Below are 17101 nucleotides of genomic sequence, written 5' to 3'. Positions count from 1 at the left end.
AGTCACATCTCCTGAAAAGTTATCATTCTTTCTTTTAACCTTTATTGTAAAGAAAGCTTCGCCTGAAATCAACAAGAAGTCGCAAGCCGGAGGAGGCAAAGCCGTGACAATTCGCGGCATCAACCATTTACTAGTTTCCGTTTCCGATCTGGAGCGCTCGATCCGTTTCTACCGGGAGGTGCTAGGGGCCAGACTGCTGGTGCAAGGGCGCTCCCTTGCCTATTTCGATCTGGGAGGCCTGTGGCTTGCCCTGAACACCGAGCGGGACATTCCGCGCAATGAGATCCGCCAGTCCTATACGCATCTCGCTTTTACGGTGGACGAGAAGGATCTGCCCGCCCTCGAAGCGAAGCTTGCCGCCTGCGGGGCTCTTCTACCGGGCCGCGAACGGGACAGCCGGGACAAAAGCTCGCTCTATTTCGAAGATCCGGACGGACATAAGTTCGAATTTCACACCGGCACGCTTCAGGACAGGCTGGATTATTACCGGGCGGAAAAAGGGCACATGCGGTTTTTCGGCGATCCGACGGCGGATTAAAGGCTCCGGTAAGAGCGAACTCGCATGCCTTCCGCTTCCGGGGCATCGGCGCCGCGCCGCATGACGGACCGCAGCATAATCTAATTCTGCGGCAAGGAAAATTCGTCCCGTCCGATTTGAATTTTACGCGGTTATTTTATACTATGGAATTTGGGCTTTCTTACGGGCTTTGGGAAGCTTTTCAAGCTACGCTGACCTTTATCGGGATGTCAATCGCGCACAACGGCGTCTTTTTTTGACCCGAACGAAACTAGAAGCTGCCGAAAGGTCATACTGATGAAATATACAAATCATTCGGCAGAGGAGATGTACGCTCTTATGGTAACGATTAAGACCAAAGACGAAATCGAAAAAATGCACCGCGCCGGCAAACTGCTGGCGGCATGCCACCGCGAAATCGCGAAAATGATCCGTCCGGGTGTGACCACCTGGGAAATCGACCAGTTCACGGAACAATTTCTGCACGAGAACGGCGCCACCCCGGAACAGAAAGGGTACAAAGGATATCAGTACGCAACCTGCGCCTCCGTGAACGATGTCATCTGCCACGGTTTTCCGAAGAAAGAGCCGCTGAATAACGGGGATATCGTAACCATCGATATGGTCGTCAATCTGGACGGCTGGCTCGCGGACTCCGCCTGGTCCTATGCGGTCGGCACGGTTTCCGAGGAAGCCGGCAATCTGCTTGAGACGACGAAGGAATCGCTGTACAAAGGCATCGAGCAAGCCGTCATCGGCAACCGGATCGGCGATATCGCGCATGCGATTCAAGTCTTCGCGGAAGAACGCGGCTACTCGGTCGTCCGTGATTTCACGGGCCACGGAATCGGCCAGAAGATGCATGAGGAGCCGCAGGTGCCCCACTACGGCCCGGCCGGCCGCGGCACGAGGCTTAAGGACGGCATGGTGCTGACAATCGAGCCGATGCTCAATACGGGCATGTACTTCGCCACCGTGGATCTCGACGGCTGGACGGCCCGTACGGTGGACGGAAGCCTGTCCGCCCAGTATGAGCACACCATCGCCATCACGCAGGACGGACCGCTCATTCTGACTGCGCAGTAACCGCGGTTCTCCTGCAGCCGGGAGGCTGACGGGCAGCATGCCTGAAGCTTGCGACCTGTCCGTCCCCGGTTATTTTTTACCTACATACCCTGCCAAAGCATGGCAAACCTGCCCGGCAACTACCTTGTCATCCCCCACACGTCCTGCCAGCGGCCATAACGATTACGGAGGAATGCTATGATATCGTTTTACAAACGGTACTACAAAACCATCCTGGACATTGGGCTGATCGTCCTCACTGTTTTTCTGTTCATGAAATTGTTCAGCTTTATTTACGCGATCGCCACGCCGATCTTCTGGGCCTTCGTCATTTTTGCCATGATCGAGCCTCTTGCCCGCTTCCTCCATCGCAGAGGACTGAAAAAAATGCTCGCGACGACGATTTCGACGCTGCTGTTCGTTCTGGTCATCCTGGCCGTCTTCACCGGAGCGGGATTTCTGTTTACGAGCCAGATCGACAATCTGGTTACGGTACTCCCCAAGTATACCCAGATGCTTCAGGAGCAAATTACAAAACGCACGATCGATCTGCAAAACAGCATCGAGGCGCTTCCTCCCGATGTGATCGAGAAATCCAGGGAAATCGCCAATCAGATGGCGACGAAAGCGACCAGCTTCGCCACGAATTTCCTGAAAACCCTGCTTAATTTCCTGACCAGCGGCGTCATGGGACTCGTTACTTCTTTTTCTACGTTTATGCTGAATTTTGTGGTCGGCGTCATTCTGGCCTTCTTCCTTTCTCTTGAAATCGACTGGTGGAAAAAGAACGCCCGCGAAAAGACGCCCAAAACGTTCCGTAAAGCGTTCGATTTTCTTCGCGAGAACGTTATCAAGGGCATCGTAAGCTACCTGAAATCCCAGCTCATTCTCATTTCTATCACGTTCGTCATGGTTCTGGTCTCGCTCATGATTCTCGGCGTCGACAACGCCTTTACGATTTCGCTGCTGGCCGCTTTCTTCGATGTGCTGCCGCTGCTCGGTGTCTCGACCTTGTTCGTGCCGTGGATCGTGTACCACTTTATCGCGGGAAGCACAATGATGGGCATCTGGCTGACCGTCGTGCTGGCCGTAGTCGTTCTCGTCCGGCAGGTGCTGGAGCCCAAGATTACCGGCGAGTCGCTCGGAGTATCCGCTTTTACGATGCTGTCCTTTATGATCATTTCGCTGTCCCTTTTCGGGGTCGCAGGCGTTATTCTTTCCCCCATTCTGATTATTCTGATCAAAGCGTTGTACGACCAGGGCTATCTGCGCAAGTGGATCCGTACCCCCGAGGATGAATATTGACCCGGCCCTTACAGACAAGCTTAAAGAAGAAAGAGGCCCCGGCGGCCTCTTTTTTTGTCTAGGCGTGAACAGCCGTGATATACTGAAGCCATGAGAGATATGAGAGATATGTAAACCGGAAGGCAGGGAACTTGCGATGAATAAAGTGGCAAAAGAAATTGGAGGCTGGGCGCTTTCCCTCGGAATCGCGTTCGTCATTGCACTGGTAATCGGAATCTTCGGTATTCAGCCGACCAAGGTGCTGGGCCATTCGATGGACCCGACTCTATCCGACCAGGAACGTATTTACGTATCCAAATTGTCGCATACGCTGGGCTACGAGCCGGACTACGGGGACATCGTCATTATCGACAGCCGCGTAAACCGGGAACGTACGCTTAAGGACGACATCATGGAGCATCCCCTGTTTTCACTGCTGAGCGGGAAAGTGGACGATAACCTGTACGTCAAACGCGTCATCGGCAAAGCGGGCGATAAGCTCCAGTTCAAAGACAACAAAGTGTACCGCAACGGGCAGCCTCTGGACGAGCCCTATCTCAACGAAACGATGCTGTATGAATCGAACGAGGAAATTACCGTTCCCGCGGGCCACGTGTTCGTGATGGGAGACAACCGCAACAACAGCAAAGACAGCCGCGATATCGGACCCGTTCCGCTGGATCACGTGCTGGGCATCAAGATCAACGGTTAAATCAGCTTTCTCGCTAAAAAACAGAGTTTTCCGGCTGTCCGGAAGCTCTGTTTTTTCCTTTTTTGATGTGCGGCCTATTGAGTGACCTTACATCATGTGTTATATTAAAAAGGCGGATTATGAAGACTTTCCGCGTCTCATCCGCAACATTCATTGCTTCCGACAACCAGCAGTCGCACCCCTAATCTTGATTGACAAGGAGTGAAGAACATGAATCCCAATCTGCACATTCCCCAAGGGGACGAAACGATTCTTGTTGAAATGACCGTTAAGGAAGCCATGGCGCTCTCCGGAGAAAAGTTTCACTCGGACCACAAGGTGGAAACCGAGGCCATCAAGAAAGTCAAAAAGAGCTTGGAGAACCGTCTGATCTCGGGCGTTTCGCAATAAAACTTTTTTAAAAGCCGACCTTGAAAGGGGTTACATGCCCGGTTCAGGGTCTTTTTTATGGGCTCGTAAGAGCGGTAAAAAGCGGTCATGAAGATCCGGAGAACCGTATAGAAAATCCGCCGCGCCGCATACTAAGCATCGTGTACTTGCCTCACTTACGACCAACCCGACCGGACAGGGGGTGAACGTCAGTGTCACACAAACAACAGGGCCACGCTCGGCAAAACACGACGACCCGCACTTCCGACCGCAAGAACGGCAACGGCAAAAGCAAATAAGCCATTTCATCCTTGAAACAGGGAGGCAGCGACCGATGATTGAAAATCTCGAAAGCAATTACGATTGCGCCCACGCGGGTCTGGACCTGCACCAGTTGAAGGAAGAGCTGAACGACCTCAGAATCAGCATGATTCCGGGCTCTCTCGTGCACAGCGAGAAAGTGAACCGTCTGGAGAACCAGATCCGGTTTATCGAGAACAAGTGCTCCATCCACCACGGGGATTCCCATTCCCTGTAAGGCATTCTCATCCTTTCTGCCGAGGACCGGATTTATTCAGACCGTTTATCGTTTTGGCAGCATGCAAAAAAAGCCGCGGCCGGGGGCGCGGGGTTAACCCGTTCCCGCCGGATCGCGGCGTACAAACGTCTCCGGTACATATTCGTTCTTGATGCGGCACCGGGCTGTCCGGATTCCAGAGTGGATCTATCCCTCTATATTCGGATCATGCTGCCTTGCCTCCCGGCCGGCGGCGCTTGATTAATCTAAGCCTGCGGATATTTACGCTCCATCCAGCCCGTAAACCAGTTGGCAAGCATCATCGTGACCGCTATATCGTCAATCGGCATAAACGGCAGGACATCGGGAAGTACCCAGTACAGCAGCGCCGGAACTACAAAGAGTAGCTTACTGCCGATCGGTACTTGCGGAGACATCAGCAGTTTGCCCGCCCGCTTGAATACATGGCCCCAGTGGCGCAGTGACAATAGTTTTTTCACACGGGTTCCCTCCTTAGGGTGGGACATGATCCCGTAAACCGGTTGTGCGGCATTTGCACCGTGTCCCGATCTGTAACGGAAGTCCCTAATAACCTATACGCGATACGGCTTTTGGCGTTCCAGTTCCATCCTTCTTCTGCCGTATACTCTCCTCTTACCCGTAATCGCCTTGAAAAGAACAAAGAGCATCTCGCATAAGCCGATGCTCCGTCCTTGAAAACCCTTTACATTTTACGTTCAACTGTGCGGTTCGCCGGATTGCAGCTCGCTTGTCACGGCATCCGAATCGCCGAACCGGATGTTCAATTCCACGTTCACGGGAACATGACTCCGGATTTTAAGAAACAGGCTGAGCCGCTCCAAAATCTGCGCGACCTCTTCGGCCGGGTAGGTTCCGTTTACGTTGTAGCGGAAGTTGTCCGAGATCGATAAGGCGGGGGCCGAAACGGCCGGACGATTTTCTGCCTGAACAGATTCGGGGAGGCGCCGGAAGTCGGACGGCTCGGAAGGCCGTTCCAATGATCTGCTTTGGGAACGGTAATTTGTATAGCCCATAAACTTGTTGGACGTTCTGACAGTATCGTTGTAAATGTTCAGTTTTTTCAAAATGGTATAGTAGGTTGCCGCATTGTTGAGCTTCCATGCCGACGTTATTTCGCCTACGGAATAATCTTCTTTCCACTGATTGATTAACCGTATTTGCTCCTCACGTTCCAACTCCTTGAACTGGTCGAGTGGCAGAATCCCGGACATACTATTCCTCCTATTCGGATTGGTCTTACTCTTTATCATAAAACAAAATTAATTAAACTTCAAAAACCTTTATACCTATAATCTCTACTAGTTTACCATTAAAATGCATAATTCATACAATTACTTTATATAGGTATCTTTTACCATTTTAAACGATATAAAATAAACCTTTAAAGGCCCGGACATGTGTCCGGGCCTGAGTCTTCGGAATCAGTCGATTTGTTTTGCATCCGAAATCGACACGCTTTTTAGACTCAAGTGAGTTTTCTGCGCGTCAGTATGCAGGGTACTCCTGTGCCGAGCGCCCCGGGCCGGGACATCTGTTCCAGATACCGCAGTCCCCTTGCGCACTGTTGTTTGCAAGAAGCACAGGTGGAGGATTCGACAATCCTCATCGTATACTGTGCCCTGCCGGATGATTCAACCTTCTTGCCTTTTGCTTTTCCGCTTTTTCCCGCCATCGTATTCCCTCCCCTAACACACGCCTGGTTCAGTATATGGGAACCGATTTCGGACGGATTGGACGTTTGTACCGGCGGCGGGGGCTTCTTTGCGCGTTTTACAGGGCGAGAGCCCGGACAAGCAGCCGGGCGGTTTCTTCGTAAAGCGCCGGAAACTGCTCCAGCGGGAGCGGATTGATCCCGCTTCCGAGTTCAACGGTGAATCCGGGACGCCGGAATTCGTAGATGAACCAGTCCTTGAACCCGGCATCGCTGCCCCGCAGCTTTACGCTCTTGAAGCCGCTTGCCTGCTGCAGCTTCAGGGCCAGAAATTCCGCGTCATCCGGTTCGTAGTCCCGGTAGTTCCAGTAAATTTCTCGCCCCTGCGTATGCAGGGCGACGACGTGACGGAAGCTGCGGCTGCGGGTAAACTCGGCCACAGCTATCGCTTCCGGCTCGGTCAGCGGAGCCTCGCCCGTATAGTCGCGCGGTCCGGGTCCGGGTACCGCGCGGCGGGCCCGCTCCTCTTCCCAGAAGGCGGGGAACTGATCGTTAAGATCGACACCGTTGATGTTCGCTTTCCATCGGCGGAAATCAAACGACCCTCCGTTCCACTCATGAAGGGAATCGAACAAGGGATGCGCCGGGTAGACGCCCCCGAGCACGAGCTCGACTCCGTCCGGGTTCACCATCGGCACGATCCATAAGCTCGTCTCGCGGAACAGGGCAGCCGCATCGGAGCCGTGAAGGTCCCCGCTTTGACGGACAGCCTCCGCGTACTCCTCGAGAAACTTCACCGCCGCCAGGGAGGTGATCCACTCGTTGGCGTGAAACGATGCGTTGACTTGAATCTCCCGGCTTCCGGTGCCGATGCGCACAGCTGGAATGTTGCGGCCGAGGACGCTGTGCCCGATGCATGTTTCCTCCAGAAACGGGTACCGTTCCTTCAGAAGCGTCAAATCCCGGAGCATTTCGGGATACCCGTATTCCTCGTCCGTACGGACCACGGACCTGTCGCGGACAGCCGGCACATCTATCGTGACGCCGGGCCTGAGCACTGCCGGATCCAGGAAAGTATTGGCCTTCCAGAGCTCTTCCCCCGATAATCCGAAGCGCAGCGACACGCTTTCCCAGGCGTCTCCCGGTTGAACCGTATATTGATGATCGAGTTTGGCCGGAATCAGGATCATCTGTCCGGGAATGACATACTCATGAAGACTCAGCTGCGGGTTCGCGGCCTTAAGCGAGACGGAATTAACGGCATACAATCTGGCGATCCGCTGCAGTGTCTCCCCCTGCTGAACGACGTGGCGAAACGGCATACCACTCATACCTCCTCAGGACAAGGCAAAGAGAAGCCGCTTTCCTTCACGCACTTGCTTCCCTGTACCGAGTTGTGAGTATATGTCTATGCCCCCTCTCCCTTCTTCATGTCCCGGGCATGCAAAAGGACCGGCGGGTTCCTGCCGATTCTGAATAGAATACGGCGGAACTTACCGGTCCTGTCGTTTGATTGCGGAATGGTTACGGACTAGACGAACGTCGGCACCTGCCACACAACCGGGGTACCGAGCAGCTGCTCGCGCAGCCAAGAGCCCGTAATGTGATGGAACATCTCGGCATCGCCGCTGCAGAAAAACTGGTGCACCGGAATGTCTTTGGTCGTCGCCAGCATTCCCCGGTGATAGAGGATGGTGCTGATTTCCCGGGCGGTCTCGTCCGCGGAAGAGATCAGCGTCACTTCCGGATCGACCACACGGGCAATCGCCTCCGTCAGGAACGGGTAGTGCGTGCAGCCGAGAATGAGACAATCCATGGGCTTGTCGAGCAGCGGCTGGAGGGAATCGCGCACGGTATCGACCGCTTCCTCGGAGAAGTACAATCCACGCTCCACGAGCGGTACCAGGGCCGGGCAGGCCAGCGAGTGTACCTGGATCGTGGGCGAGATGGTTTTCAGCGCTTGTTCGTACGCTTTGCTCCGGATCGTGCCTTCCGTGCCGATTACGCCGACAATACCGCTTCGCGTCGTCTTGATCGCGGCGCGCGCTCCCGGGGAAATGACGCCCAGCACCGGAATATCCAGCCGGTCGCGGATTTGCTCCAGCGCGACCGCCGTCGCGGTATTGCAGGCGATCACGATCATTTTAGGGTTAAATTGGATCAGGTAATCCACAAGTTGATTCGTAAACGTGAGAACTTCATCGGCGGGTCTGGGGCCGTAAGGCGTCCGTGCCGTATCGCCGAAATAAATCACTTTCTCCTGCGGAAGCTGTCGCATAACTTCTTTTACAACGGTTAAACCTCCGACTCCGGAGTCTAGGATGGCTATCGCTTGCTGCACACTTATACGCTTCCTTTGCGAATGAAATGATTGCTTGTAAATACATGGATAGAATATGATTGCCCAAGCCGAAATGTACCTAGGTATCATACCAGATTTCCGATTCGGTGCCAACGAAAGCAGCTCCGGAGCGGCATGCGCCCGGAGCTGCAGGACTAGCTGGGAATAGGGCCGGACGAGATCCGGCAGCTCCTGACATTCAGGGGTCAGCGCTTGATCTCACTAACCAGACCGAAGGAGTAGCCGGCCTTTTTCACGTCTTTCAGAATGCGGTCCAGCGCTTCCATGTTTTCTTTGGAGCCCTGGTGCATGAGGATGATATTGCCCGGATGCAGATTGTTCATGATATCGTTGTAAGGATCCTCGGCTCCGTTGGCGCGGGGTTCCCAGTCACGCATCGCGGTCGACCAGAAAACGGAGGTATACCCCATATCCGAAGTCAGATCGAGCAGATGCGTGCTGTATTTCCCGTACGGAAAGCGGAAATATTTGACGACATCCTGTCCGGTAATGTTTTTATACAGCTTCTCGAAATCGGTAATTTCTTTACGCACCTGCTCATCGCTCAGCGTATTCATATCTTTGTGCGTCATCGTATGATTGGCCACGAGATGGCCATCCGCTACCAGTTGCTTGATAAAATCGGGATGGGCCTTGACGTTGTTGCCCGAAATGAAGAAGTTCGCCTTCACGTTGTTCTCTTTAAGCGTCTTCAAAAGTTTCGCGGTATCCCCCATCGGACCGCCGTTGTCTATGGTCAGGTAAACGTTTTTGCCCTGTCCGACCCAGACGGCTTTCTCTTTGGCGGTAAAGGATTTCGTTTCTTTCGGAAAATCCGGCACCTGGCCTTTCGGCTTTTTCATGTAATACCACGACAGAGCCTGACGGCTGGCGCCGCTTTCGCCCTTCGGCTGCGGAGACGGTTTCGCGGTCCCCGGGGAAGCGGAAGGTTTTGCCGATGGAGCAGCGGAAGGTGCGGCCGACGGCGAAGCCTTGACCGCGGACGAAGGCGCGGGAGAATCTCCCGGCGCAGCCGATGCGGATGGAGACGCGGAAGGCTTCGGGCTGCCTGCCGGCGTTTTTTCAGGAGCCGGTGACGATGCAGTAGTCGGAGATGCGGAAGCGCCGGCGGTCGCCGCCGGAGATTGGACAGGACTTCCGGAATTTGATACGTTGGAATTGCCTGCGCATCCGGCGGCCAGTATGCCGGAAAGCAGCAGAACGGCGGAAGCCGCAGCGGTTTTTTTCATGGTATCACCTAGATTTCCTAAAATGTGAGGCTAATCTTTCCTTTTCGACAACAGGCTGAGGAATCCTTGCTCGAAACTGTGTTTTAAACGTAAACGGAACAAAAAGTTCCACCATCAAACAGGGACCTGCCGGGTCCCGCCGACAAAGGGGCGATTGCGATGCTTATCGACGAACTTAAGCAAAAAGCAGCCGTGACCGGTTCCGTACCGGCACACTTCAACTTGATCATCGAGGACATCCATGAACCGGAAGACGGAGAGACAGAGGTCCTGTTTGTCTGGCAGGAGCCATCCGGGGAGAGCGGAATCTCCGTCACTCTTGATGCGGCCGGCAGGCTGCTCTCCTACTCCGTAGACGAAGAGCTGTGCAAGGAAGCCGCTCCGATCGGCGAGGAGGCTTTGAGGGAACGGGCACGGTCTTTCTTCCTCTCCCAACGTCCGGAAGCTGCGGACAGGTTTCTCCTGACGGAGTCCCGGTTCGGGGAACGCAGCGTTTTCTTCCAATGGGCGCAGACCGCCCTCGATCTTCCGCTTCCCCAGACAGGCGCCTTTATGCGGCTTACCTTATCGGGAGAGGTAACCAGTTTCACCTACAAAGGGACGGCGGCCTCGCCTCCTCTCCCCGCCTCTCTGGCGCAGCCGGAACGGCTCCGGCAGCAGCTAGCCGAAACCGTGCGGATGAGTCTTGCGATCGTCAAGCTCATCCCGGCATTATATGCGGGCGGCGACGACCGGCTCCGTCTCGTTTATCAGCCGGAACCCGGCTACCGGCGTTTCGACGCCGCGACGGGTCTGGCGCAAGGGACGGAGGCTGAGGCGGAAGAGGAACACGAGGCTTACAAGGCGTACGAGTTATCGCCGGAGGAGACCGATGATTCGCTGGGCAGTCTTGAAGAGCTCATCGGCATTTCCACCTATCCCCTCGTAAGAGACAGGGAAAGGGATATGGACGAGAACCTCAAAGGAATCGTCTGGCACGCTGCGGATCGGGAGGAAAATCCGGCAGACCTCTCGCTGGACGGCTATTTCCGCAGAAGGATGGAAGACACGGTGAAAGCGACCGCAGACAAGGACACCGGGCGCCTTCGCTCCTTCATTTGGATGATCCGCCGACCGGGGAAGCTTGCGCTCTCGTACGAAGAATGTTTGGAGCGGGCGGACGCTTTTCTGCGCAAAGCGATGCACGACTGGCTGCAAGTGCCGGGTCTCGCTTTTTATTTACAGGAAAAAAGCGACGAGGATGCCGGGTCGGAATCGGAAGGCCAGCTCCGGTACTTTTTTACGTGGCAGCTCCGCTATGAAGACGTTCCTCTCTATTTGCAGTTCGTGACGCTATGCGTGAATGCTTCCACCGGATATGTGGACCGGTTCTCGGGAACCGACTGGAATCCGGAAGAAATCCGGAATCTTGCTCCTGCTGCGAAGCTGAATGCAGACGAAGCTCATCGGCTCTACGTGGAAGCAGTGGACTTCAAGCTGGAGTGGGAGCGGGATTATGACGCCGAAACGCCCGAAGGCGCCTACAATCTTCTGTATACGCCCATCCTCAAGGGAAGCGGGCGGAGCCGGATCGCTTTTATCGATGCCGCAAACGGCGAGTTTGTGACCCAGGCGTAATCTGTCCGCTGCTTCCTCGTTTCGCTTAGGAAGACTTGGATAGCAAACAGCCGGCTCCCTTTCAGGGAGCCGGCTGTTCAGCTTTGGCCGGGATCGGCCCGGATGCTCGACTGCTCGGATGTGCGGTTGTCCGTTCCGCCGTTCCGGTTACGGGACCGCTCGCCACGCTGCCGGTGCGGTTAAACGCCGAATTTGGAGATTGTGGCGCGTATACACCCGCAAGCTACAGGTCCGCTTCCGTCCCGGCATGTCTTGCGGCGGCATCGGTATTCCTGCGGCTGCGCGCTGCGAATCGCACCCGCGAGAGCAGGCTGACGACCGGCTCATCGATCAGCCGGTACATTAGGTGGGCGAGCGCGAAGATAAGCGGGAGCGAAACGAGCGTAGTCACGAGGATGTTCAGCCCGTAAGGCAGCCAGCCGTCAAGCCGCAGAAACAGCAGGCAGGAGAAGCTGCAAAGCACGGCAAAATGAACGAGATAGAGCGAAAAAGACAGCTTGCCGAGATAAGCCATCGGTCTGCCGGCGAACAGCTTCTGCCCCGACGGGCTGTTCAGCAGCGCAAGCAGCACCAGAGCCGCGCCCGCGGTCCGGTAGGCGACGACTCCGGGGAAGCCGTCCGGTCCAAGCGGCAGCCAAGCGTAGACGGTTCCCTGCCAGCCGACGTAAGGAACCGAGCCGAGAAAAAGGCCCAGCAGCGCAAGTACCGCAGGGATGGCTCCGGGACGCAGCGCAATCAAATTCCGGCCGGAGACGGCCGATAAATCGCTGAGCAGCATGCCCAGCACGAAGCCCAGATAGTAAGAGTCCCGGAACAGCCATACCCCTGCGGCATACAGGATGAACCGGAAACGGGACATGCCGAAGGCCAGCAGCAGACCGTAAACGAGGAAGGAACCGAAAAGCTCGTAGGTCATCGTCCAGAGTACGGGGTTATAAGCCATGCCATATTCAAAGAACGTATGGACAAAGCCCTGCTCCAACAGCGCCGCAAACGACGGGACCGTCGTGTACGGGTCGGGCATCGTAGCCCGCGTGTACCCCCTCGCCTCCTCGTAAAAATTCCAGTCCAGCTTCATGACCGCGAAAGCGAGGAGCAGCGAGCAGAAAGCGGGAACGGCGAGACGGAAATACCTTTTCAGAAGTGCGGCCGTCACAATCGAGCGTTTGCGGTACCGGAAGAAGCGGCGGCTCAGGACGAATCCGCTCAAAACGAAGAAAAGGCAGACCGCAAAATTGCCGTTGAACAAAAGATTGAGCGGCGTACGCGGAATCCACTGATCGAACGCAAAGTGGGACACCTGCGGCCGAGCTTCGAACATGGACGGCAGAAACACCTGAAGAAAATGGGCAAAAACGACAACCAGCGCAGCCGCACCGCGCAATCCGTCCAGATACGTAATTTTCGGCTCGTTCATGACGGCTTGACTCCGGGCTACAGCCGGATCAGCTCACCGGACTCCGAGGAATGCCGGATGGCTTCCAGCATCCCGACGACCTCGCACCCCTGCGCCGCATCCGAAAGCGGCTGGCGTCTGGTTTTTACACAGTCGATAAAATGGGCGATCTCCGCCTTGTAGTAGTCAACGGACGGAACGGAAAGCTTGTGTTCCACCGGGAAGCCGTTCACTTCCGTGAATACGCTCAGCGGCTCGAGACTTCCCCCGCCCTGTGTTCCGTAAAGCTCCACCTTAACGGCGTCATCCTGGCTGCCGTTAACGGCCCAGCTTGCTTCGACGGTAAGGACGGCGCCGTTCGTAAACGTGATAAAAGCGGTGCCCAGATCTTCCACATCGTAGACGCCCTCCGACTTGTTGATGTCGGAATGAGCCGTATACGCCGCTATCCCCTTGGTCGAGTAAGGGGCGATTTTGCGGAACAACTTGCCGGTGACCGATTCAGGCTGAGGACAGCCCATCATCCACCAGGCCAGGTCCAGCACATGGACGCCGATGTCCATCAGCGGTCCGCCGCCGGAATAGCGGCTGTCCGTGAACCAGCCCTCGGGCACACCGCGCTGCCGCAGGATCTTGGTCTTCGCGTAGTAGATGCTGCCGAGCCCGCCCGACGCGACCATGCCCTGCAGCGCCTGCGCGTCCGCACGGTACCGGTGGCTCATGCCGACCATGACGAGCCGGTCGCTCCCGGCCGCCTTGTCGCGGAGCCGCAGTGCTTCGTCGCGGTTCATGGCCATCGGCTTCTCGACGAGCACATCGAGGCCGCGCTCCAGCGCCAGCAGCGACAGCGCCACATGGCTGTCGTTGAACGTGCAGATGCTGACCGCATCGAGCCGCTCGGCGTTCAGCATCTCCTCGGCCGACGCGTACGAAGCAGTCCCGTATTCGGCGGCCGTCCTGTCGGCCCTGTCCTTGTCGATATCGGCCACGGCCGTAAGCTCCACATCGGGGTGATCCTTGTAATGCTTCAGGTGAAACATATGGGCAATGGAACCGGTCCCGATGACTCCAACGCGAATACTCATCGTCTTTTCGCTCCTTTGCGTGTGGGCTACCCGGTAAGCCGCGCTGTAAACGGCACGCAGGCGCCTTTTTTGGCTGACGGTCAGAACAGGCTGGGCTGGCCGTGGCCATGGTTGCGCCGACCGTTGCGGTCCGGCGTCAGGCCGGTCTGTTTTTACGATATCCGCTCGACCGGCCGATTGCCGGCGGTGCTAGCCGGTATCTTTTCCGTCCGGTCAGCCTCTGTTTCCGTTAGCTTCTGTTTCCGTTTCAACTCTTCCACCGGATTAGGTACCGTCGGCCTTCTTCATCCTCCGGCCGATCAGCTCCCGTTTCCCCTACTCCTTCCCGCCTTGGCCTATTTCGAAGGCCGTCTTTCCATCCGCCGGAATCTGTGCTGAACCGGCCGACGAACACTGTCATCGCAAGCAAGATCACCGCTCACACCGGTTCTCTATTCCCGCTTCAAAAGCTCCACTTGTTCATGCACGTAGTCGAGAGCCTTTACGGAACCTTCCGCAGGCTCCTCCAGTCCTTCGAACTCGACCGTGAGCCAGCCGTCGTACCCGCTCGCCGCCAGCTCCCGGAAAATGTACGACAGGTCCACGTCGCCTTCTCCCGCTATACGGCCCGCATAGGGCGTGCCGTCCAGGGCGTTTATGCTCCCCTCCGCACCCGGCTCCGTCCGCAGGAAGTCCTTGACGTGGACATGCCCTACCCGGCCCCGCAGCTTTTGTACGGCTGCAGAAGGGTCTTCGCCCACCAGCAGGAAATTGCCGGTGTCGAACGTACTGAGCAGAGCCGGAGAACCCACCTCGCGGATGATCTCCAGCACCTGGTCGCTTCGGCCCGCGAAAAGCCCGTGATTTTCCAGGCACAGCACCTTGCCCTTCTCTTCCGCATAAGCGGCAGCCGCCTTCAGCCCTTCCAGCACGTAGCCCATGCCTTCGTCCACGGGCATCGTCTCATCCGGCCGGTCTCCGGAGAAAACCCGCACGACGGGCGCTCCGAAATGGACCGCCATATCGACGGCTTCCTTCACTTCCCGGAGCTGGGCGGCCCGTTCTTCGGCATCGGCCGTTACGAAGTTGTTGCACGCGCAGAAGCACGCGACCTCCAGTCCCAGCTCATCCAGCACCCGGTCGATCTCGGGCAGCTCGCGCTCCCGGTCCTTCCAGAAGACGGACAGGAGCTCTACCCCTTCCGCTTTCGTCCCGGCTGCAAAACGGAGAAAATCGGTGACGTCCCATTTCCCCCCGTACCAATAAGCATGAACGCTCCACATGCTGAGGCTAATTTTCATCGCCACTCTTCCTCCTCCTGAATTCTTCTCTGCACGGATCGGCAAGTCCCCGCCCATTACCAATCGGCACGAGCCCCTTATTTAAAACCGGAAAGCGTGGAACCGGCTTTCATAAAATATTTTTGTCCGAAAAAATACAAGACGACCATCGGAATCGTAAAAATGGCGGAAGCGGCCATCAGCAGCTCCCATTGAGCGCCGTGGTCCTGCAGAAACCCCTGCAGCCCGACCGTAATGGTCCATTTCGTATTGTCGTTCAAATAAATGAGCGGCCCCATAAAATCGGTGTAGGTCCCCACGAACGTGAACAGGGCAATCGTCATCAGCGGCGGCTTCAGCAGGGGAACGATGATCTGCCCGTACGTCCGCAGCTCGGATGCGCCGTCCATTTTGGCCGCCTCGCACAGCTCGCCCGGAATCCCCATCATAAACTGGCGCAGCAGGAAAATGTAAAACGGAGCGCCGAAAAAGCTGCCGATCGTCAGAGGCAGGAACGTATTGATCCAGCCCAGCTTCGCGAAAATGATATAGACCGGAATCATCTGAACTTGGGCCGGCAAAATCATCGTCGCCACGACGAGCGAAAAAATAATTCCCCTTCCGCGCCACGGGATTTTCGTGATGGAATAGGCCACAAGCGGCGCAGAGAAAAGCTGACCGACGATATTGACCGCGCACAGCAGCAGCGTATTGCCCATGTACAGGAAGAACGGAATCGACCCGATGGCGTTCCCGTAGTTGCTCCACTGCCACTTTTCCGGGAAAAAGGCGGGCGGGACCTGGAAGATTTCCGACGGGTTCTTAAGCGAAGTCAGAAGCAGCCAGATGAACGGAAACAGGAAAATAAGGCCAAGCAGCGACAGCGCCGCATGCGGCAGGATCGTCCTGCGGAGTACGAGCAGCGGGCGCCTGCGCCTGTTCTTGGGCATTCCGGCAGGCGTACCCGGCAAGACCCTCATCCCGCCCCCTTGAAGGTTCGTGGAAGTTGCCATTCAATCACCTCCGTAATACACCCAGCGGGCGGACGTTTTCAGCACGAGTACGGTCATGAGTACGACGATTACGAACAGAATCCAGGCTAAGGCAGACGCGTAGCCCATTTTCAGATACATGAAGGCGGTCTGATACAAATAAACGGCGTAAAACATCAGGGAATGATCCGGTCCCCCCAAGGCGCCGCCCTGGTTGCCTCCCGTCAGAATGAACGATTCCGTAAAGATCTGAAACGACCCGATAAGGCCCATAATGAGCTGAAAGAGGAGGACCGGAGAGAGCCCGGGCAGCGTAATGTGCCAGAACCGGCGCCACACGCTTGCCCCGTCGATCGAGGCCGCTTCGTAAAACTGCTGGGGAATCCCCTGCAGCGCCGCCAGAAATATGAGCGATCCCGCACCGGAGCCCCACAGTCCCATCAGGATGAGAGAAGGCTTCGTATAACGCGGATCGAGCAGCCAGGCCGGGTCCGGAAGATGCAGCGACCGCAGCAGCATGTTGATCAGCCCGTAGTCCGGATTAAGCAGCCACGTCCAGAGGATAGCGCTTGCCACTACCGGGATCACCGCCGGTAAATAATAGACCGTCCGGTAAAAAGCGATCCCCTTTACCTTGACGTTCAGCAGCAGGGCGATCAGCAGCGAGCTGAGAAGCCCGATCGGCATGGAGATAAACGCCATAAAGAACGTATTGCGCAGCGATTTGTAGAACGTCTCGTCTTTTAAAATCTCCATGTAATTTTGCAGGCCCACCCACTGGGGCGAATTGAATAAATCATAGCTTGTAAAGCTGAAATACAGGGAGCCGAAAAACGGATACACGGTAAACGCGAGAAACCCGACAATCCAGGGCAGAGCAAAGGCCGTACCGACCCAGAAATCCCGTCTGGCTTTGCGGGAGCGTGCAGGACGGCCGGCGCGGGCATTCAGCGTATCGGCGCTCATGACGGATCTCCTTTCGGAAAATCGGCCTCCCGCCTGTC

General features: G+C 56.1%; 17 protein-coding genes. 7 read left to right on the top strand and 10 right to left on the bottom strand.

Annotated elements, in window-relative coordinates:
• Nucleotides 1-103: 103 nt before the first annotated feature.
• From fosB to HMPREF1207_RS20610, 6 genes are all read left to right on the top strand, one after another.
• Nucleotides 104-538, top strand: a complete 435-nt coding sequence (gene fosB, locus HMPREF1207_RS20635) for a metallothiol transferase FosB (RefSeq protein ID WP_009676745.1) — start codon at nt 104-106, stop codon at nt 536-538.
• A gap of 318 nt (nt 539-856) precedes the next feature.
• Nucleotides 857-1603 carry a type I methionyl aminopeptidase gene (gene map / locus HMPREF1207_RS20630; protein ID WP_009676742.1) on the top strand — a complete coding sequence of 249 codons (747 nt, stop codon included), beginning with the start codon at nt 857-859 and terminating at the stop codon, nt 1601-1603.
• A 177-nt stretch (nt 1604-1780) separates the two neighbouring features.
• Nucleotides 1781-2887: a sporulation integral membrane protein YtvI gene (gene ytvI, locus HMPREF1207_RS20625; protein WP_009676717.1), complete on the top strand. Its 1107-nt coding sequence runs from the start codon at nt 1781-1783 to the stop codon at nt 2885-2887.
• Nucleotides 2888-3023: 136 nt separating this feature from the next.
• Nucleotides 3024-3578 (top strand): signal peptidase I, encoded by a 555-nt coding sequence (lepB, locus tag HMPREF1207_RS20620; RefSeq protein WP_009676743.1) that lies wholly within the window; start codon nt 3024-3026, stop codon nt 3576-3578.
• A 210-nt stretch (nt 3579-3788) separates the two neighbouring features.
• Nucleotides 3789-3968, top strand: coding sequence for a hypothetical protein (locus tag HMPREF1207_RS20615; protein WP_009676716.1), 180 nt, complete (start codon nt 3789-3791; stop codon nt 3966-3968).
• Between the two features lie 313 nt (nt 3969-4281).
• On the top strand, nt 4282-4485 hold the full coding sequence (locus HMPREF1207_RS20610; RefSeq protein ID WP_009676741.1) for a hypothetical protein: 204 nt from the start codon (nt 4282-4284) through the stop codon (nt 4483-4485).
• Nucleotides 4486-4730: 245 nt separating this feature from the next.
• Here HMPREF1207_RS20610 and HMPREF1207_RS20605 read toward each other — a convergent pair whose 3' ends face one another.
• The 5 genes from HMPREF1207_RS20605 to HMPREF1207_RS20580 all read right to left on the bottom strand — a co-directional run bounded on the left by HMPREF1207_RS20605 (nt 4731) and on the right by HMPREF1207_RS20580 (nt 9748).
• On the bottom strand, nt 4731-4991 hold the full coding sequence (locus HMPREF1207_RS20605) for a hypothetical protein (protein ID WP_170318730.1): 261 nt from the start codon (nt 4989-4991) through the stop codon (nt 4731-4733).
• 210 nt (nt 4992-5201) lie between these two features.
• Complete coding sequence (locus HMPREF1207_RS20600) at nt 5202-5717, bottom strand: hypothetical protein (RefSeq protein ID WP_009676709.1); 516 nt, start codon at nt 5715-5717, stop codon at nt 5202-5204.
• A gap of 559 nt (nt 5718-6276) precedes the next feature.
• On the bottom strand, nt 6277-7479 hold the full coding sequence (locus HMPREF1207_RS20590) for a M14 family zinc carboxypeptidase (protein ID WP_009676722.1): 1203 nt from the start codon (nt 7477-7479) through the stop codon (nt 6277-6279).
• Between the two features lie 209 nt (nt 7480-7688).
• Nucleotides 7689-8498, bottom strand: a complete 810-nt coding sequence (gene racE, locus HMPREF1207_RS20585) for a glutamate racemase (RefSeq protein WP_009676736.1) — start codon at nt 8496-8498, stop codon at nt 7689-7691.
• 206 nt (nt 8499-8704) lie between these two features.
• On the bottom strand, nt 8705-9748 hold the full coding sequence (locus tag HMPREF1207_RS20580; RefSeq protein WP_009676726.1) for a delta-lactam-biosynthetic de-N-acetylase: 1044 nt from the start codon (nt 9746-9748) through the stop codon (nt 8705-8707).
• Nucleotides 9749-9907: 159 nt separating this feature from the next.
• Between HMPREF1207_RS20580 and HMPREF1207_RS20575 the strand changes: the two genes are divergently transcribed.
• Nucleotides 9908-11365 carry a YcdB/YcdC domain-containing protein gene (locus HMPREF1207_RS20575; protein ID WP_009676723.1) on the top strand — a complete coding sequence of 486 codons (1458 nt, stop codon included), beginning with the start codon at nt 9908-9910 and terminating at the stop codon, nt 11363-11365.
• Between the two features lie 223 nt (nt 11366-11588).
• Here the strand turns inward: HMPREF1207_RS20575 and HMPREF1207_RS20570 are convergent, their stop codons facing one another.
• The 5 genes from HMPREF1207_RS20570 to HMPREF1207_RS20545 all read right to left on the bottom strand — a co-directional run bounded on the left by HMPREF1207_RS20570 (nt 11589) and on the right by HMPREF1207_RS20545 (nt 17063).
• Nucleotides 11589-12782, bottom strand: a complete 1194-nt coding sequence (locus tag HMPREF1207_RS20570; RefSeq protein ID WP_009676719.1) for an acyltransferase family protein — start codon at nt 12780-12782, stop codon at nt 11589-11591.
• Nucleotides 12783-12799: 17 nt separating this feature from the next.
• The gene (locus HMPREF1207_RS20565; RefSeq protein WP_009676735.1) at nt 12800-13846 is read right to left on the bottom strand and encodes a Gfo/Idh/MocA family protein; all 1047 of its coding nucleotides are present in this window, start codon (nt 13844-13846) and stop codon (nt 12800-12802) included.
• 431 nt (nt 13847-14277) lie between these two features.
• Nucleotides 14278-15126 (bottom strand): sugar phosphate isomerase/epimerase family protein, encoded by an 849-nt coding sequence (locus HMPREF1207_RS20555; RefSeq protein WP_009676712.1) that lies wholly within the window; start codon nt 15124-15126, stop codon nt 14278-14280.
• A gap of 77 nt (nt 15127-15203) precedes the next feature.
• Nucleotides 15204-16118 (bottom strand): carbohydrate ABC transporter permease, encoded by a 915-nt coding sequence (locus tag HMPREF1207_RS20550; protein ID WP_009676720.1) that lies wholly within the window; start codon nt 16116-16118, stop codon nt 15204-15206.
• Nucleotides 16119-17063, bottom strand: a complete 945-nt coding sequence (locus HMPREF1207_RS20545; protein ID WP_009676725.1) for a carbohydrate ABC transporter permease — start codon at nt 17061-17063, stop codon at nt 16119-16121.
• Nucleotides 17064-17101 lie beyond the last annotated feature (38 nt).

It is taken from the genome of Paenibacillus sp. HGH0039, from assembly GCF_000411255.1.
In the GTDB taxonomy this organism is placed as follows: domain Bacteria; phylum Bacillota; class Bacilli; order Paenibacillales; family NBRC-103111; genus Paenibacillus_F.
The sequence above is the reverse complement of the archived record's forward strand: the minus strand, read 5'-3'. Positions and strand labels throughout refer to the sequence as shown.

Excerpts from the sequence above, each read along its gene's own strand:
- map (WP_009676742.1), top strand. The coding sequence starts at position 857 with ATGGTAACGATTAAGACCAAAGACGAAATCGAAAAAATGCACCGCGCC.
- ytvI (WP_009676717.1), top strand. The coding sequence starts at position 1,781 with ATGATATCGTTTTACAAACGGTACTACAAAACCATCCTGGACATTGGG.
- lepB (WP_009676743.1), top strand. The coding sequence starts at position 3,024 with ATGAATAAAGTGGCAAAAGAAATTGGAGGCTGGGCGCTTTCCCTCGGA.
- HMPREF1207_RS20615 (WP_009676716.1), top strand. The coding sequence starts at position 3,789 with ATGAATCCCAATCTGCACATTCCCCAAGGGGACGAAACGATTCTTGTT.
- HMPREF1207_RS20610 (WP_009676741.1), top strand. The coding sequence starts at position 4,282 with ATGATTGAAAATCTCGAAAGCAATTACGATTGCGCCCACGCGGGTCTG.
- HMPREF1207_RS20605 (WP_170318730.1), bottom strand. The coding sequence starts at position 4,991 with ATGTCCCACCCTAAGGAGGGAACCCGTGTGAAAAAACTATTGTCACTG.
- HMPREF1207_RS20600 (WP_009676709.1), bottom strand. The coding sequence starts at position 5,717 with ATGTCCGGGATTCTGCCACTCGACCAGTTCAAGGAGTTGGAACGTGAG.
- HMPREF1207_RS20590 (WP_009676722.1), bottom strand. The coding sequence starts at position 7,479 with ATGCCGTTTCGCCACGTCGTTCAGCAGGGGGAGACACTGCAGCGGATC.
- HMPREF1207_RS20580 (WP_009676726.1), bottom strand. The coding sequence starts at position 9,748 with ATGAAAAAAACCGCTGCGGCTTCCGCCGTTCTGCTGCTTTCCGGCATA.
- HMPREF1207_RS20575 (WP_009676723.1), top strand. The coding sequence starts at position 9,908 with ATGCTTATCGACGAACTTAAGCAAAAAGCAGCCGTGACCGGTTCCGTA.
- HMPREF1207_RS20570 (WP_009676719.1), bottom strand. The coding sequence starts at position 12,782 with ATGAACGAGCCGAAAATTACGTATCTGGACGGATTGCGCGGTGCGGCT.
- HMPREF1207_RS20565 (WP_009676735.1), bottom strand. The coding sequence starts at position 13,846 with ATGAGTATTCGCGTTGGAGTCATCGGGACCGGTTCCATTGCCCATATG.
- HMPREF1207_RS20555 (WP_009676712.1), bottom strand. The coding sequence starts at position 15,126 with ATGAAAATTAGCCTCAGCATGTGGAGCGTTCATGCTTATTGGTACGGG.
- HMPREF1207_RS20550 (WP_009676720.1), bottom strand. The coding sequence starts at position 16,118 with ATGGCAACTTCCACGAACCTTCAAGGGGGCGGGATGAGGGTCTTGCCG.
- HMPREF1207_RS20545 (WP_009676725.1), bottom strand. The coding sequence starts at position 17,063 with ATGAGCGCCGATACGCTGAATGCCCGCGCCGGCCGTCCTGCACGCTCC.